14 protein-coding genes and 1 pseudogene are annotated in these 14,965 nt (G+C 67.8%); 7 read left to right on the top strand and 8 right to left on the bottom strand.

Going from position 1 to position 14,965, the window contains the following annotated elements:
- A partial coding sequence (locus ACYQ1K_RS27425; RefSeq protein ID WP_459986805.1) for a cupin domain-containing protein occupies positions 1-748 on the bottom strand: 748 nt, incomplete at its 3' end.
- Between the two features lie 381 nt (positions 749-1,129).
- Here ACYQ1K_RS27425 and ACYQ1K_RS27420 point away from each other — a divergent pair.
- The 4 genes from ACYQ1K_RS27420 to ACYQ1K_RS27405 are packed head-to-tail and all read left to right on the top strand — an operon-like array spanning position 1,130 to position 4,582.
- Positions 1,130-1,504: a bifunctional 3,4-dihydroxy-2-butanone-4-phosphate synthase/GTP cyclohydrolase II gene (locus ACYQ1K_RS27420; protein ID WP_459986804.1), complete on the top strand. Its 375-nt coding sequence runs from the start codon at positions 1,130-1,132 to the stop codon at positions 1,502-1,504.
- Positions 1,501-2,250, top strand: a complete 750-nt coding sequence (locus tag ACYQ1K_RS27415) for an SDR family oxidoreductase (protein ID WP_459986803.1) — start codon at positions 1,501-1,503, stop codon at positions 2,248-2,250. Before ACYQ1K_RS27420 ends, ACYQ1K_RS27415 begins: the two co-directional genes overlap by 4 nt.
- Before the next feature lie 44 nt (positions 2,251-2,294).
- Positions 2,295-3,473, top strand: coding sequence for an acyl-CoA dehydrogenase family protein (locus ACYQ1K_RS27410; RefSeq protein WP_459986802.1), 1,179 nt, complete (start codon positions 2,295-2,297; stop codon positions 3,471-3,473).
- Entirely contained in the window at positions 3,470-4,582 is a 1,113-nt protein-coding gene (locus tag ACYQ1K_RS27405) for an acyl-CoA dehydrogenase family protein (RefSeq protein WP_459986801.1), read from the top strand. Before ACYQ1K_RS27410 ends, ACYQ1K_RS27405 begins: the two co-directional genes overlap by 4 nt.
- Before the next feature lie 35 nt (positions 4,583-4,617).
- Here ACYQ1K_RS27405 and ACYQ1K_RS27400 read toward each other — a convergent pair whose 3' ends face one another.
- Positions 4,618-4,980 (bottom strand): hypothetical protein, encoded by a 363-nt coding sequence (locus tag ACYQ1K_RS27400; protein ID WP_459986800.1) that lies wholly within the window; start codon positions 4,978-4,980, stop codon positions 4,618-4,620.
- A 288-nt stretch (positions 4,981-5,268) separates the two neighbouring features.
- Between ACYQ1K_RS27400 and pgl the strand changes: the two are divergent.
- Both pgl and ACYQ1K_RS27390 read left to right on the top strand, forming a co-directional pair.
- Positions 5,269-6,147: pseudogene (gene pgl, locus ACYQ1K_RS27395) on the top strand (6-phosphogluconolactonase); the annotation flags it as partial.
- Positions 6,148-6,331: 184 nt separating this feature from the next.
- Positions 6,332-7,027, top strand: coding sequence for a CofC family guanylyltransferase (locus tag ACYQ1K_RS27390; RefSeq protein WP_459986799.1), 696 nt, complete (start codon positions 6,332-6,334; stop codon positions 7,025-7,027).
- On the opposite strand, the gene ACYQ1K_RS27385 is transcribed toward ACYQ1K_RS27390, so the two are convergent.
- From ACYQ1K_RS27385 to ACYQ1K_RS27360, 6 genes are all read right to left on the bottom strand, one after another.
- Entirely contained in the window at positions 6,976-7,920 is a 945-nt protein-coding gene (locus ACYQ1K_RS27385; protein WP_459986798.1) for a flavin reductase, read from the bottom strand. The genes ACYQ1K_RS27390 and ACYQ1K_RS27385 overlap by 52 nt on opposite strands.
- Positions 7,921-8,047: 127 nt before the next feature.
- On the bottom strand, positions 8,048-9,103 hold the full coding sequence (locus tag ACYQ1K_RS27380) for an ABC transporter permease (protein ID WP_459986797.1): 1,056 nt from the start codon (positions 9,101-9,103) through the stop codon (positions 8,048-8,050).
- Positions 9,100-10,668: a sugar ABC transporter ATP-binding protein gene (locus ACYQ1K_RS27375; RefSeq protein ID WP_459986796.1), complete on the bottom strand. Its 1,569-nt coding sequence runs from the start codon at positions 10,666-10,668 to the stop codon at positions 9,100-9,102. The genes ACYQ1K_RS27380 and ACYQ1K_RS27375 overlap by 4 nt, the downstream gene beginning before the upstream one ends.
- 107 nt (positions 10,669-10,775) lie before the next feature.
- Positions 10,776-11,966 (bottom strand): sugar ABC transporter substrate-binding protein, encoded by a 1,191-nt coding sequence (locus ACYQ1K_RS27370; protein WP_459986795.1) that lies wholly within the window; start codon positions 11,964-11,966, stop codon positions 10,776-10,778.
- Positions 11,963-12,364 carry a nuclear transport factor 2 family protein gene (locus ACYQ1K_RS27365; RefSeq protein WP_459986794.1) on the bottom strand — a complete coding sequence of 134 codons (402 nt, stop codon included), beginning with the start codon at positions 12,362-12,364 and terminating at the stop codon, positions 11,963-11,965. Before ACYQ1K_RS27365 ends, ACYQ1K_RS27370 begins: the two co-directional genes overlap by 4 nt.
- Before the next feature lies 1 nt (position 12,365).
- Positions 12,366-13,463, bottom strand: coding sequence for a sugar ABC transporter substrate-binding protein (locus ACYQ1K_RS27360; RefSeq protein WP_459986793.1), 1,098 nt, complete (start codon positions 13,461-13,463; stop codon positions 12,366-12,368).
- Between the two features lie 733 nt (positions 13,464-14,196).
- Here ACYQ1K_RS27360 and ACYQ1K_RS27355 point away from each other — a divergent pair.
- Positions 14,197-14,965 (top strand): cupin domain-containing protein (locus tag ACYQ1K_RS27355; protein WP_459986792.1); only part of this gene is annotated, 769 nt, incomplete at its 3' end.

Raw genomic sequence — 14,965 nt, 5'->3', positions numbered from 1 at the left:
ACGTCGGCGGCGTGCCGACCCAGAGCAACCGGGCACGGCTGCTCCCCGTGTTGCGCCATTGATGCTCGATCGTCGAGGGATGGAAGAGCGAGTCGCCAGGCCGCAGCTTGAACTGCTGCCCCGTGGCGAGCCGGACGTCGAGCTCACCTTCCAGCATGTAAAGGATCTCTTCACCGTCATGGCCGGCAGGGTCGCTCGATGCTCCTGGCTCTATGACGATGATCTCGGCGTCGAGGAGCGTCTTGCCGTCGATCAGCTGCTCCACGTACCCGATGTCCATCGAGGTGCGAGAGCGCTTGCGTCCACTGGAAAACTGGACGAGCTCGGTGGTTTCTCGGCGCACCAACGCCGAAACTGTCGTGTCGTACACCTGCGCGAGACGGTGCAGGCTTCGAGCCGAGACTCCGGCCTGATCCCGCTCGAGCGCGCTCAGGAACGACGGGGAGAGCTCGGCCCTCTCGGCTGCCTGTCCCAGCGTCAGGCCCGCCTCCTGACGTAGCTTGCGGAGCCGAGGGCCAACAGCGACTTCGCCCGATGCCGAGGCCGACGCCGGCCGTGGAGACTTCCCGTCGGTCTCCGCGAACGCCCGCCTGATCCCCTCGACATTGAGTCTCTCGACGGTGCGCAGGTGGGCGATCCGCCTGAGCCGCTGTAGGTCCTCTTCGTTGAAGTAGCGGTATCCGTTCGAGCCGCGATAGCTGTGCACAAGTCCGTCCCTGTCCCACGCACGCACAGTCGAGGGGCTCACGCCCGCAATACGTGCGGCCTCGTGGATCCGGTAGACGGCACCGTTGCTTGACGGGACCTCAACGTCGCTCGAGGCAGTGTGCCCGTCGGCGGGCCCCGGACGACCATTGCGGTAGCTGTCGCCAGCGCCTCGCACGGAGCTGCGAGACGTTCGCGAAGCCGCAGGGTCACCCATGAGCCCTCCTAAGGTGTTGCACACCTTACAACGCTGGAGCAGCGTTAGTGACGCCCTACACGGATGTCCACGCACCACGCAGGCGTGGCTCACCCTGCAGAGCGCTTCCACGACCACCGCTCGGTGCAGACATTTCATCGGTCATTTGCTAAGTCAGTGAGGTTTCAGTAGGGTAATGTCCTCTCGTCACTCGTGGAGGGATCGGCCATGATCGTCCAGGCCCCATGCTCGGCCGCCGACCCGAAGATCGCCGGCCTCGCATCGGAGCACCCGTGTGTCGAGAAGCGGGTCCAGCGCGTCACAGAGGCGCGCATCCCCCTCGCGGCAGGCGCATTCCGCGCGGTCGGCTACGAGAGCCTCCAAGACGGGCGGGAGCACATCGCGTTCGTCTTTGGCGACCTCGGTGGCGGCTTGGACATCCCGGTGCGCGTTCACTCGGAATGCCTCACCGGTGACGTGTTCGGCTCGCTGCGCTGCGATTGCGGCCCTCAGCTGCAGACCGCGCTGGAGGTCATCGCGGAGGAGGGCCGCGGGCCACGAGCCGTCGATCCTCGTGATCGGGAGCCGGAAGCAGGCCCATGACTGACACCCGCACCGCCGTCGTGACCGGCGCAGGCCGGGGCATCGCGGCCGGCATCGCCAAGCGGCTGGCAGCAGACGGCTTTGCCGTGGCCGTCGTCGACATCGACGAAGCTGGATCCGCGCGCGTCGTCGAAGAGATCCGGACCACCGGAGGCCGCGCCCTCGCGATCAAACTCGACGTCGGGAACGAACGGGCGGTGACCGCAGGAGTGGCGCAGGTGACTACCGAGCTGGGCCCACCAGCCGTGCTGGTCAACAGCGCCGGAATCCTGCAGGACCACATCCTGTTCGCGATGTCCGAGCATGAGCTGGACGAGGTGGTGGAGCTGAACCGGTGCGGGGCACACCTGATGACCCGGGCTGTCCAGGATCACATGATCGTGATGGGTTGGGGCAGGATCATCAACCTGTTCAGCACCTTGGCAACGGGTGAGGCGAAGGCCGACGAGCGGTCCGCCCAGGAAGGACTGCTGGAGACCACCAGGAGGCTGGCGACCGAACTGGGCGGCTCCGGGGTGACCGTCAACGCGATCGCACCGGGCTTCATCGAGACGGACCTAACGGCAGCGACGGCGAAGTGGCTTGGGCTGCGTTTCGAGCGTCACAAGCCGCGGGCGGCGCAGGGTCGGTCTGCCCGCGCGGGAGTGCCGGAGGACATCGCGCATGCGGTGTCGTTCTTCGTGAGCGAGGGGGCTGGGTTCGTCTCGGGCCAGGTGCTCCAGGTCTCCGGAGTGCCAGCGGCATGAGACGTGGCACGGCGACGACAGGACAACGCAGAAAGGACCGCACGATGACCATCGATGAGCTACGACAGAGTGTTGCCAGGTTCCTCGAGGAGCATGACCCGGCGAGGACCGAACGGATGGTCTTCCTGCGTGCTCGGTACGACGCAGGTCTGGCGTGGGTGCACTTCCCCGAGGGTCACGGCGGGCACGGTCTGCCTCAGGCGTGGCAAACCGAGGTGGACCGACTCCTCGGGAAGGCAGGCGCGCCCGACAACAACCCGCAGGCGAACAGCGTCGGCCTGGGCATGGCGGCGCCGGCCATCCTGGCATTCGGCACCGAGGACCAGAAGAGGCGGTTCCTGCGTCCGCTGTGGACCGGGGAGGAGATCTGGTGCCAGCTGTTCAGCGAACCCGGCGCAGGCTCCGACCTCGCCGCCGTGGCGACGCGCGCGGTGCCCGACGGCGACGAATGGGCGGTCAACGGCCAGAAGGTGTGGACGTCCGGAGCCCACCTCGCGCGGTTCGCGATCCTCGTGGCGCGCACCGACCCGGACGTGCCCAAGCACTGCGGGATGACCTACTTCCTGTGCGACATGACCGACCCCGGTGTCGAGGTGCGACCGCTGCGACAGATCACCGGCGAGGCGGAGTTCAACGAGGTGTTCCTCAGCGATGTGCGGATCCCGGACCGTCAGCGTCTTGGCGACGTCGGACAGGGATGGACCGTCGCCACCGCGACACTGAACGCCGAGCGGGTGGTGATCGGTGGGAAGTCCGTCCCCCGGGAAGGGGGCATGGTCGGCGTCGTTGCGCAGACCTGGCGCGAACTTCCCGAGCGACGGACCCCTGAGCTCCACGACCGGCTGCTCCGGCTGTGGGTGGAGGCGGAGGTCGCCCGGCTGAGCGGCCAGCGACTGCGACAGAAGCTCGCCAGGGGGCAGCTCGGGCCGGAGGGCGCCGCGATGAAGCTCACGTTTGCGCGGGTCAGCCAGCAGTTGTCCGGGCTCGAGCTGGAGCTGCTCGGCGAACAGGGTCTGCGCTACTCGGACTGGACGATGGTGAGGCCCGACCGGGTCGACTTCACCGCTCGCGACGCGGGCTACCGCTACCTGCGTGCCAAGGGCAACTCCATCGAGGGTGGCACCTCGGAGATCCTGCGCAACATCATCGCCGAGCGTGTTCTGGGGCTCCCTCCCGAGACGCGCGTCGACAAGGACATACCCTGGAAGGAGCTCGCCAAGTGAGCGCAGCCGGACTGATCGACGAGCACGACCTGCTCTACACCGACGTCGAGGAGGACCTACGCACCACCGTGCGCGGCGTGCTGGCGGACCATTGCGGCACCGCGGCCGTCACCGCCCTTTACGATGGTGACCGGACGCTGGTGGACAGCCTGTGGAAGATCCTGGCGACCGACCTCGGCCTGGCCGCGCTGCTCGTTCCCGAGGAGCGCGGCGGCGCGGGAGCGTCGGCCCGCGAGGCCGCCGTCGTGCTGGAGGAGCTGGGCTGTGCGGTTGCGCCCGTACCGTTCCTGACCAGCGCCGTCATGGCGACCACCGCCCTGCTCGGCAGTGACGGTGGCCTTCTCGACGAGCTCGCGGCGGGTCGACGCACGGCAGCATTGCTCCTGTCGCTCTCCACCACGCCCGATCGAGCAGTCCCCCCCATGGAAGCAGCCGACGGTCGACTGACCGGCATCGCGACGAGCGTCGCCGGGGCGCTGGAAGCCGACGTGCTGCTGGTGCCGGCCGCGACCTCCGAAGGTCTGGGGCTGTTCGCGGTCGACAGCGCGGAGGCGGCGTGTGCCCCGGTCATCTCCCTGGACATGACCCGGCAGCTGGCGGACGTCACGTTGGAGGACGCGCCCGGCACGCTGGTCGTTGCCGACGGCGAGCCCGCCGTCCGACGCGCGCTGCTGGCCGGCGCGGCGCTGCTCGCATCCGAGCAGGCTGGTGTCGCACGCTGGTGCCTGGACGAGACAGCCGCCTACCTCAAGCAGCGTCGGCAGTTCGGTCGCATCGTCGGTGGCTTCCAGGCACTCAAACACCGGTTGGCGGATCTTGCCACCGGGGTGGACTCCGCCTTCGCCGCTGCCCGGCACGCGGCCGCCGTTATCGCTGCAGGTGATGCCGACGTCGAGGTCGCGACGGCCGTCGCGCAGGCCTACTGCAGCGACCTGGCAGTGGCGGCTGCTGAGGAAGCCGTCCAGCTGCACGGCGGCATCGGCATGACCTGGGAACATCCTGCTCACCTCTACCTCAAGCGGGCCAAGGCCGACCAGATCGCCTTCGGTACCGCCGGGGCACACCGTTCACGGCTGGCCGGGCTCGTCGGTCTCCCAGGTTCCGCCTGACCTGGGGAGCCCCGGGGAGACCGACCAGCCTTGGGTCACCCGCCGACGCGGCCGTAGCTGGTGGTGCGCTGCCGCGCCGGGCGGCCGGCAAGGGTGGCCAGCGCGCGAGCGGCGTTGTAGCCAGAGGCACCAGTGACGGTGCCGCCCGGCCATGTGCCGGATCCGCACAGGTAGAGACCCGGAACGGCCGTTCGGTACGCCTCCCAGGGCTTGGCTGCACCCGCGGACCACAGCCGCGCGAAGGTGAGGTCGCCATGCCTGGGCGAGCCATGGGTGGAACCGTAGGTGCGCTCGATGTCGAGTGGCGTCAGGATTCGGGACATCTCGATATTCGCCGGGATGTTGTCGAAGTACTTCGAGAGCACGGTGACGACCCGGTCGAGCATGTACGGACCCATCGACTCCCAGGTGCCCTCGCTCAAAGTGGTACGGCGAGTGGAACACCGTAAGCCCCAGGATGTGTTTCCCTGCGGGCGCGAGGGTGGGATCGATGGCTGTCGGGCATTGTCCGAAGATCACGGGCTCCTCCGACGGACGTCCGTACTTCGCGTCGTCGTAGGCACGTTCGGTGTAGTCGAGCGACGGCGCGATCCTGAAAGGAGCTGCGGACGAACGCGAGGTTCTCCTCTTCGGAGCCTGCAGCGCTGAACCGCGGTTGCCCATCCACCGCCAGCAAGACCTTGCAAATGGAGCCGTTGTGCTTGATCTGGTCCAGCCGCTCGTTCGCGGCCTCGCTGAGTGCCGCCGCTGCGCCCAGGCCGCGCAGCGTGCGAACGGGTTCGACGTTCGACACGACCGCACGAGCACGGACCACGGTCCCGTCGACCACCCGAACCCCCGTGCAGGTGGTCCCGTCGATCTCGAGGCGGTCGGCCGGCGACGAGAGCAGGAGGCGCACCTGGTCTTCCACGGGCCCGGACACGACCAGGACAGGTTCCTCCGGAACTTCACCGACCAGGTGCTGCCCGCCTCCGGGCGCTGGAGACGTAGCCGTGGACACCGCAACCGGCCGGGGCTCTGCCGCCCTACCCGATCCCGAGGTGAACGCCGCCGACGAAGTGCCGGCCGTCTGCGGCCAGGCTGCGGCCGAGGTCCTCCGGGCACGCCGACGCGCAGTCGCGACGCGGGTCGCGTCCATCGTGCTCACCGGTGGCCGCACCGGCACGGCAGTCATGGAGCGCATGCGCGATCATGAGGCCGGCGGGCTGGTGGATTGGGCCGGGGTGGACTTCTACTGGGGTGATGACCGGTTCGTCCCGGTCGACCACGCCGACCGCAACGAGCTCCAGGCCCGGCGGGCCCTGCTCGACCACCTCCCGGTGGATCCGGCACGGATCCATCCGATGCCGGCCTCCGATGGAGTCCACGGCGCCGACCTGGACGCGGCCGCAGCCGGCTACCAGGACGCCATTCACACCGCCGCCCGGCGCGGTTTCGACGTGTGCATGCTAGGTGTCGGTGAGGACGGACATGTCGCCTCGCTGTTCCCCGGACGGCCCGGCGCCTCCGAGCGTGAGCTCTCCGTGGTCGCCGTACGCGACAGCCCGAAGCCACCGCCACTGCGCATCTCGCTCACCCTGCCGGTGATCCGACGATGCAACCAGGTCTACCTCCTCGCGACGGCGCCGCGAAGGCCTCTGCCGTGGCTGCGGCACTGGCGGACGACGCCGCCGGCACCATGCCCGCAGGGCGGGCGACGGGACCAGCGCGCACCGCCTGGTTCCTCGACGCGGAGGCGGCACGCGACCTGTGAGCGCATGGGCGGTGGTGGTGCCAGTCAAGGAGTGGTCCGCGGCGAAGAGCCGGGTCGCCGGTCTCACCGGGCGCGAGCGGCACGAGCTCGCGCTCGCACTGTCAACCGACTCCTTCGACACCGTCTGCAGGACACCTGGGGTGGGCTCGTGCATCGCCGTCGCTCCTCGCGACACCCTGCGCGAGCTCTACCGCCGGGTCGGGGGGCTCACCGTGTGCGGGGTGGAGGAGGAGACCGCCACGCACGATCCGCTGAACGCCGCACTTCGCCAGGGCCGGGACGCCGCTGCGTCCATTGGCTACGGACAGGTCGCGATGATCGTGGCCGATCTGCCCGGACTGAGCACGTGGGGACTCGAAGGGTTCCTCCGAGCCGTTCCCGCGTCCCGCGCTGCTCTGGTCCGGGACCAGGAGGGCACCGGTACCACGATTCTTGCCCGTCCACGCGGTGACCGGCTACAACCGGCCTTTGGAGGCGGCTCGGCGGCGCGGCACCTGTCCGGCGGCGCACTCGACCTCTCGACCCTGTGCGATCCTGGGCTGCGCCTCGACACCGATACCTGGGCCGACCGGGCGGCGGCCGACCGGTTCGCGGGTCCCGCGCTGCGGCGCTGGCTCGACGGACGGGCCGCCGCCGCGGGTCAGCCCAGTTGCCGCAACGAGGCGCCGTCGAAGAAGCTGCCGGCGCTGTAGACCATCGGCGGATGGTCGGACACGGTCGCGTGCACGACGCGGCAGATGAAGATGGTGTGCGTGCTGGCTTGCAGTCGCTCGCGGATCTCGACCTCCGCCTGGGCGCTGCTGCCCGCGATCAACGGGCTTCCGAACGGACCGGGCTCCCAGGCCAGGCCGGCGAACTTGTCCGGTGCCTTGTCGGCGAACGTGTTCACCACGTCCAGCTGCTCGGTGGACAGGAAGTTGATCCCCAGATGATCGGTGGCATAGAGGGATGCGTGCGTGGTCGACGTGCGCTGGACGCAGATCATCACCGTCGGCGGGTCCAAGGAGATGCTGGCGAAGGCGTTGACGGCGAGTCCGCGGGGGGCCTCGCCGTCCATCGCGCTGACCACGGTCACCCCGGTCACGAACCGGCGGTTCACCTCCTTCATCACCTCGACGTCCGGCGCGGCGGGAGCGTAGCCGGCGCGGTGCTGCTCCAACTGCTTCCCCACGCTGAGGATGCCGACGGCAGCCAGGAGTGCCTGCTCGTCCGTGGTCACGAGCTCCTCGACGATGAGGTCTCCGTCGAACCGGGCGAGGGTCAGCCCGCCGACCTCGAGGTGTCGGCCGGTCGGCGGCACGTCCATGAACGCACCCAGGTGGGTGCCCACGCTGTGCCACCGGACTGCCGCCCGATCGCCCTCCACCACGACGTCGTCGATCGCAGTAGCCAGGTCGGGGAACGCGACACGGGTGGCGAGGATCAACTTCTTGTACGTCGCCATGTCGCGTCCCTCCTCGCCGTGCCGGTAGCGAATGCGGCACGACGGGCTCCACAGGGCGTCCATGGCGTCGACGTCACCCTCGTCCCAGGCGGCTGTCCAGGCCGCCACGATGGCCGCGCGGCGTCTGTCGTTCTCGGACATGTCGGGTTCCCTCAGTCAGGTCGGTCGTGCCGGTGTCGGTGGGTCAGCGGCTCTGCATCCTTGGGACAGATCCTGGTAGAAGGAGACCACACGCCGGCGATGACGGCACCGCAGCAGGGCTGTGGAGTCATTCCCCTCGGCGCCTGCGGCCGAGGTAGGTGGCCAGAGCGACACCGATGATCAGTGCGCCGCCGTTGACGAAGGAGCTGATGTAGGGCGGGGCTCCGGCGAGGCTCAACCCGTTGTTGAGCACCGCCAGGAAGTAGACCGCCACCAGCAGTCCGCCGACGTTGTAGCGGCCGGGCTTGATGGAGGCCGCGCTCAGGAAGGCGGCCGCGAACGCGGGCAACAGGAGTTGGTCTCCGAGCCTCGGATTCGCACCACCGGAACGAGCCACGGCGAGGATGCCACCGATCGCGGCAAGCACGCCGGCGACCACGAACGCGGAGGACACGAGGGACTTCGTGCGCAGCCCCACAAGACGAGCTGCGACCGGGTTGGCACCCAACGCATACAGGTACCTGCCGTAGGGAGTGTGCTCGAGCAGGTAATGAGCAGCGAGTGCTACCAATCCCACAAGCACAGCGATGCGGGGAATGCCGAGCCAGGTGCCGGAACCGATCTCGACCAACGACAGCGGGATGTCGCGCACGACCGAGACGCCGCTGGTCTTGAGGTTGATGACGCCCGCGATGATCGTCATGGTGCCCAACGTCGCGATCACGGCATTCACGTTGAACCTGGTGACGATCACCGAGTTGACCAGACCCACCAGCGCCCCGATCGCGACCCCCACCGCAATGCCCATCGCCAGGCTCCCGCCCGACATCGTCGATGCGGCATAGACCGCGCTCAGAGCGGCTGTTGCTCCGACCGACAGGTCCCATTCGTTGGCGCAGAGCGGCACGAGCAGCGCAAGCGCCACGACCGCGACCACCGCCTGGCCGGCGACGAGGACCTGGAGGTTGGCCGACAGCATGAACGTGTCCGCCGTCGCCGGATAGACGGCGAAGAACACCCCAGCCAGCAGCAGACAGGCCGGCAAGGCGAAGGCCTCGAGGTAGTCGAGTGGTCTCCGCCCCCTGGATCCTGTCTTCACGACGTCTCCGCGGACCGGCTCTGGTGCAGACGTCTCCCCGTTCTCGGGCGCCGATTTCTGGGGAACCGAAGTCCTGCCGGTCATGCTGCCGATCCTTCCGTGCGTAGGACAATTTGTTGGAGCGTGTTTTCATCGAGACCGTCGCCGTCGAGCTCTTCCACGGTCCGGCCCCGGCTCACCACGATCACCCGGTCGCAGACGGTCGCGAGCTCGTCCAGATCGGAGGAAACGACCAGCGCCGACGAGCCGTCGTCGACCGCCCGCCGGATCAGCTGCCAGATCTCCGCGCGCGCGCCGACGTCCACGCCCTGTGTCGGTTCGTCGAGAAGCAGCAATCGGGGGGCGAGGCGGAGCCATCGGGCGAGTAGAACCTTCTGCTGGTTGCCGCCCGACAACGTCCCTAGCGGAACCTCAGTCGAGGCCGCGCGGACTCGATAGTCCGTCAGGAGCTGCCGCGCCGCTGCCGCTTCACGGCGATGTCGCAGCCGTCCTCGGTTGAAGAACTGACGCATAGAAGCGATGCCCATGTTCTCGCGGACCGACATCTCCATGAACGCCGCCGATGAACGCCGGTCCTCGGGGGAATGCGCGACACCGGCGCGAGCCGACACATGAGGGCCTGAGAAGGAGACCAGGCGGTCGTCGATGAGGATCTCGCCGTCCTCGCGACGCTCATCCCCCGCGACCAGCCGGAGTAGTGTCGAGCGGCCCGAGCCGAGGAGCCCTGCAATCCCGACGATCTCCCCGGCGCCCACCACCAAGGTCGCGTCCCGCACCGCGCCCCCGACGAGACCTCGGCATTCCAGTCGCGCCGGCCCTCGCTGGCGAACGCCGCTCCCCGCTGTCGGAGCCGGGACGCCCACGCCTCCCGTGATCATCTCGACCAGGGAGGAGTGACTGATCTCAGACGACTCCAGCGTGCCGCCGACGACGCCGTCCCGCAGCACGGTGGCTCGGTCGGCGATCTGGACGACTTCATCGAGTCGGTGGGTGACATAGACGATGGTCCGACCCTCCGCGGCGAACCGCTTCAGCTCGTCCAGCAACAAAGTGACCTCCCTGGGGGGAAGCGCTGCCGTCGGCTCGTCAAGAACGAGGATTCCGGCGTCGTTACCGTCGATTCCGAGCTCCACGTCCTGCAGGGCGCGTGCGATCGCGATCATCGCGTGCGTGGCGACGCCGTACTTCGCGAGGTCGGCCCGCGGATCGATGTTGGCCAACCCGAGTCGCTCGAGCAGGTCTTGCGCTCGCTGACGCTGGGCGCGCCATCGGACTCGCCCGCCGACTCCCGTCTCGAAACCATGTCCGATCGCGAGGTTCTCCGCGACAGTCAGCTCCGGGAACGTCGAGGCCTGCTGGTGCACGAAGCGCAGACCGGCGGCGTACGACTTGCCGACTGTCCATGAGGTGGCGTCGTGCCGCTCGCCGCTGAGATCGAAGGCGCCAGCGTCGGCGCGGTACATGCCACTCAGCATCTTGATCGTCGTCGACTTGCCCGATCCGTTGCCGCCGAGCAGCGCGTGGATCGTGCCAGCCTCGAGACCAAAGGACACGTCGTCGACCGCGCGCGTGCCGCCGAAGGTCTTGGTCAAGCCGGTGACGGTGAGCGCAAGCCGCCGGGCCGGCGCGCCAATCGGCCTATCGTCCATCGTTCGCACTCTCCATTCTCGGCTTGGCTCACGCGCGCCGCAGCGGGTTGGCCTCGTTGCCGACACGGCTGATGTAGTTACCCGGGTCTTGAACCTGCCCACCACGTCTAGTCAACGCCCCAGGCCTTTCGATACGCCGCCTCGAAGTCGACCGCGGGCGAGAAGCGTTCTCCCGCCGGGGGGAGATTGCGGCTCTTGGTGAACAGCTGCAGGCCTATCCCGGACGGGAAGGCGACGCCGTCGTGTGGCTCCTGGCCGTGCAGCAGGCGGTTGATCGCGTCGAGCGCCGCATAGCCCTCCCACACCACTGAGAACCCGACGCCGGCGTTCACCCCGCGATCTTGGTGGATCAGGTCGACGACCGGGGCGGTGCCTTCGCCGCCCATGACGAAGACGCCATCGTGTCGGCCACTCTGCATCACCCCCGCGGCAACGTCCTGGGTCGGCGCGTCGTAGATCCCGTAGACCGCGTTCGCGTCGGGATGCTGCACGAGCGCCTGGGCGACCTTGTCCTGCAGTCCGGGCCCGAGATCGGCTCCGGTGAACTTGACGGTGTCGACGATCTCGCAGTCGGGGCAGTACTTTTTCAGCGTCTCCTTGAGGCTCCGGAGGCTGACGAAGTTGAGCCTGATGTCGAGCTCGCTGAGCACGATGATCTTCGCCCCGCCCTGGGTGCCCTCGATGATGCCAAGAGCCTGGTAGGCGGCGAAGATCTTCCAAGCCTCGGCGAAGATCAGCGGGCTGTCGGGATCGTCCGCGTTGTCGTAGCCCACCTGGGCGTCGAACAATCCGGGCTGGCCCGAATCCGACAGGGCTCCGTCGTCGCCGACGCTCACGTCGCAGTCGGTGGACTCGATGTTGACGACCGGGATGCCGGCCTTTGCGAGGTCCTCCAGCCCGGCCTTGATGTCGGCGCAGTCGGCGTAGGCCACGACCACACCGTCGGCGCCGTCCGCGACTGCCTGTCGTAGACCGCTGACCATGACGTCAGGACTGAACTTCCCGTCGAACACCGTGACGTTCCAGCCCAGCTGCTTGGCTGCCGCGACCATTTCGTCCGGGGCGCCGAGGTCCGGGCTGAGGGTCACCAGCCAGATGTTCTTGCCCGGTTGCGGCTTGGGCGAGGACGTCGGCGGCTCGCCGATGATGCCCTTGTAAGCAGCCTCGACGGCGTCTTGCGTCCGAGCGCTCAGTCTGTCGCCTGTCGAGCTGCCGGAAGTGTCGGCGCCGCACGCCGAGGACGCGAGGGCGCTGAGCACCATTGCCGTTGCAAGCCAGATCCTTGCGCCGCTTCTCATGCCGTCTCTCCAAGTAGTGCCGGGGGAAGCTGGCCGGAGTCGCCGTAGACGTGCTCGGACACGATCTGGCCCCCGCGAAACTCATCGAAGACGCCGTAGTGGAGCTCGATCGGCTCCTGGTAACCGCGAGGTGTCCCGCGGCCGACGATCTCTGCGGCCAGCATGCTGCCGGCGGTGGTCATGCTGGCGATCTCGAACTGCAGGTCGGGGATCAGGTCCTTGAAGCTGCCCATGAGGCTGCCGATCGCGGCTCGACCGCAGAGTCGCTCAGTCGGCGCACTGAAGTCGACAACGACTGCGTCTTCGGCAAAGTGCGCAACGGCCTTGTCGAAGTCGCCGTTCTCGAAGGCGGTGAGAACGGCACGGAACACCGCGGCGATGTTGGGAGTGTGTGCCATCTCAGTTGCCCTCGACGCCCCAGGCCGCGCGATAGGCGGCCTCGAAGTCGACCGGCCCGCTGAAGGAATTCCCCTTGGGCAGGTTGTGGTCCCGGTCGTACAGCTGCAAGCCGAGACCGGACGGGAAGCCCGATCCCTTCGGCGCCTCGCCTGCCAGCAGTCGGTTCATTGCGTCCAGGGCGGCCCAGGCCTCCCAGTGCACCGAGAACCCGACCCCGGCGTCCAGGCCACGGTCCTCCGCGATCAGTTGCACGCCGGTCGGGCTCCCCTCGCCGCCCATCACGTACAGGTCGTCCTTACGTCCACTCGCCATCACTGCTGCGGCAGCGTCCGCGCCGGGCGCGTCGAACACTCCGAACACTGCATTGGCCTCGGGGTGGCGGGCGATCGCCTGCGCGACCTTGTCCTGCAATGTCGGGCCGTAGTCGGCTCCGGTGAAGTTCACCGTCTCCACCACTTCGCACTTGGGGCAGTGATGTGCGAGCGCCTCGCCGAATCCGTGGTCGACGAGCCGGGTGGCGTCGATGTCGGTCTCCTTGAGTTTGATGATCTTCGCCGCACCGCCGGTCGCGTCGATGATGCCGAGCGCCTGGTAATCGGGAAAGAGCTCCTCCGCCAGCTCCGCGTAGGTCACGGGCTGGTCAGGGGCATCGGGGTTGTTGTAGGTGAGGTTGGCATCGAACAAGCCAGGTTGTCCGCTGTCGGTGACGGCGCCGTTTGCGTCCACCTCCTGATCGCAGTCGATGGACTCCCATCCGACGACCGGGATATGCGCCGCTTCGACATCCTGGAGCCCTGCCTTGACCGTTGCGCAGTCGACCGCGAACAGGATGATGCCGTCAGCCCCGTCGGCGATCGCCTGACGGATGCCGGTGACCTGGGTGTCGGTGTTGAACTGGCCGTCGAAGACGGTCAGGTGCCATCCCACCTGTTTGGCGGCGTCCTTGATGTGGCCGGGCTCGTCGAGGTCGGTGAGCTGTGCGCTTGCCGTGATCAACCAGATGTTCTCTCCGGTCTTCGGCTTGGGTGAGGATGTCGGCGGCTCGCCGAAGCTGCCTTCGTATGCCGCGTCCACCGCCTTCTGGGTCTCTGCGCTCAAGTGACCCCCCTGGCCTGCGGAGCCCTCGTTGGCGGCACACGCCGCGACGGTCAGTGTCGTGACACATGCCGCTCCGACGGCCATCAGCTTCCTGCGCATCATCCTTCTCCTCACGGTCGTGATGCGGGACACATTACTGGAACCAGGTAGAGTTGCCAACCCCGCCGCGGAGATCGCTCCAACTACCTGAAAGTGTCGCGGACGGCCGGAGCGAAGCCCCCCGCGGCGATCTCTCCCCTGGTTCAGCGATCGCGTTCGACAGACCTTGCCGCAGGTCGACTAAGTTGATACATGATGCACCGGCACCCGCCTCGGCCGACGCGCGTCGTGGCGCGGCAGGGAATCGCGATGTCCGGCAGAAATCGCGGAGGGTCGAATGCCGTCGGCCGCCACGGCCTATTCAACGGCTACATCCTTGCTCGTGTTCAGTATGCTAGTCGCTCCGAGGCGGGCAGGTAGACGGCGGATCCCGGCGTCGCATGAGCAGGTACGGCAAGCAACGTGTAGTAGCGTTGTCCTTAATGAGGAATGTTGCCGCGCGAGGCACCTGGAAGGAAGAGGCACGGATGTGCACGGACCCACGGCTCATCACCCGGAGCCCCGTGAGGCCGAGGCGATGACGAAAATGAAGGCGTCAGAGCCCAAGCCGGCCTCACGCGACCGCGGCGACGCAGGTGCGCCGCCGAGCAGTGGCGCCGTCTATCGGATCCAGGACGCAGCCCGCATTGCGGGGGTGAGTCCGACCACGGTGCGGGTGTGGGACAAGAACGGCCTCGTCAACAGCTATCGCGGGTCGAACGGCTACCGGTACTTCAACGAGGAGGACCTCCAGCGGCTTCGGCGGATCGCACATCTGCGCTATGTCGAAAAGCTCAACATCGAGGGCATCAGGCGAGCACTCTCCGAGGCTGGCAGCGACGCCGAGAGCCGCAGCCCGGCGTCCACTCGAACGACGCCCGCGAGCAACACGGTGGAAGTGGGCCCGCGTCTGCGGAAGCTTCGGCAAGACGCGGGTATGACGCTGGGCCAGGCGGCCGAGCGAGCCGGCCTCTCGCCGTCCTTCCTCAGCGCGCTGGAACGGGATCAGACCGGTGTCTCGGCGCAGAGCCTTCACCGGCTCGCTCACGTCTACGACACGACCGTTTCTGCGATCATGCGTCGGAAGACAGGCGACCTGGTGCAGCTCTCCAGCGAACGGAAACGTGCGAGCACGTCGTCGGCGGAGGGCTTCTCCGTCCAGCCGCTGATCGATGGCAAGAACATGCTCGACGCCGAGGTCGTTGTCATGGAGCCCGACACATCAGGTGGGGCCTTCTCCCACGAGGGGGAAGAGATCCTCTACATGCTGGAGGGCGAGCTCGACGTGCGGTTGGCCACCGGTCAGCAGTTTAAGCTGAAGTCGGGTGATTCGCTGTTCTACCCCACGACAATCGAGCACGAGTGGCGCAATGTCGGGCCCAAGAGAGCGCGCTTCCTGTGGGTCGCGACTCCACCCACCTATT

Source organism: Nocardioides sp. AN3 (assembly GCF_054653495.1).
This window is presented reverse-complemented; position numbering and strand designations above follow the sequence as displayed.

Bases quoted from the DNA above. Each gene is read 5' to 3' on its own strand.
- ACYQ1K_RS27420 (WP_459986804.1), top strand. From the start codon at position 1,130: ATGATCGTCCAGGCCCCATGCTCGGCCGCCGACCCGAAGATCGCCGGC.
- ACYQ1K_RS27415 (WP_459986803.1), top strand. From the start codon at position 1,501: ATGACTGACACCCGCACCGCCGTCGTGACCGGCGCAGGCCGGGGCATC.
- ACYQ1K_RS27410 (WP_459986802.1), top strand. From the start codon at position 2,295: ATGACCATCGATGAGCTACGACAGAGTGTTGCCAGGTTCCTCGAGGAG.
- ACYQ1K_RS27400 (WP_459986800.1), bottom strand. From the start codon at position 4,980: ATGGGTCCGTACATGCTCGACCGGGTCGTCACCGTGCTCTCGAAGTAC.
- ACYQ1K_RS27385 (WP_459986798.1), bottom strand. From the start codon at position 7,920: ATGTCCGAGAACGACAGACGCCGCGCGGCCATCGTGGCGGCCTGGACA.
- ACYQ1K_RS27380 (WP_459986797.1), bottom strand. From the start codon at position 9,103: ATGACCGGCAGGACTTCGGTTCCCCAGAAATCGGCGCCCGAGAACGGG.
- ACYQ1K_RS27375 (WP_459986796.1), bottom strand. From the start codon at position 10,668: ATGGACGATAGGCCGATTGGCGCGCCGGCCCGGCGGCTTGCGCTCACC.
- ACYQ1K_RS27370 (WP_459986795.1), bottom strand. From the start codon at position 11,966: ATGAGAAGCGGCGCAAGGATCTGGCTTGCAACGGCAATGGTGCTCAGC.
- ACYQ1K_RS27365 (WP_459986794.1), bottom strand. From the start codon at position 12,364: ATGGCACACACTCCCAACATCGCCGCGGTGTTCCGTGCCGTTCTCACC.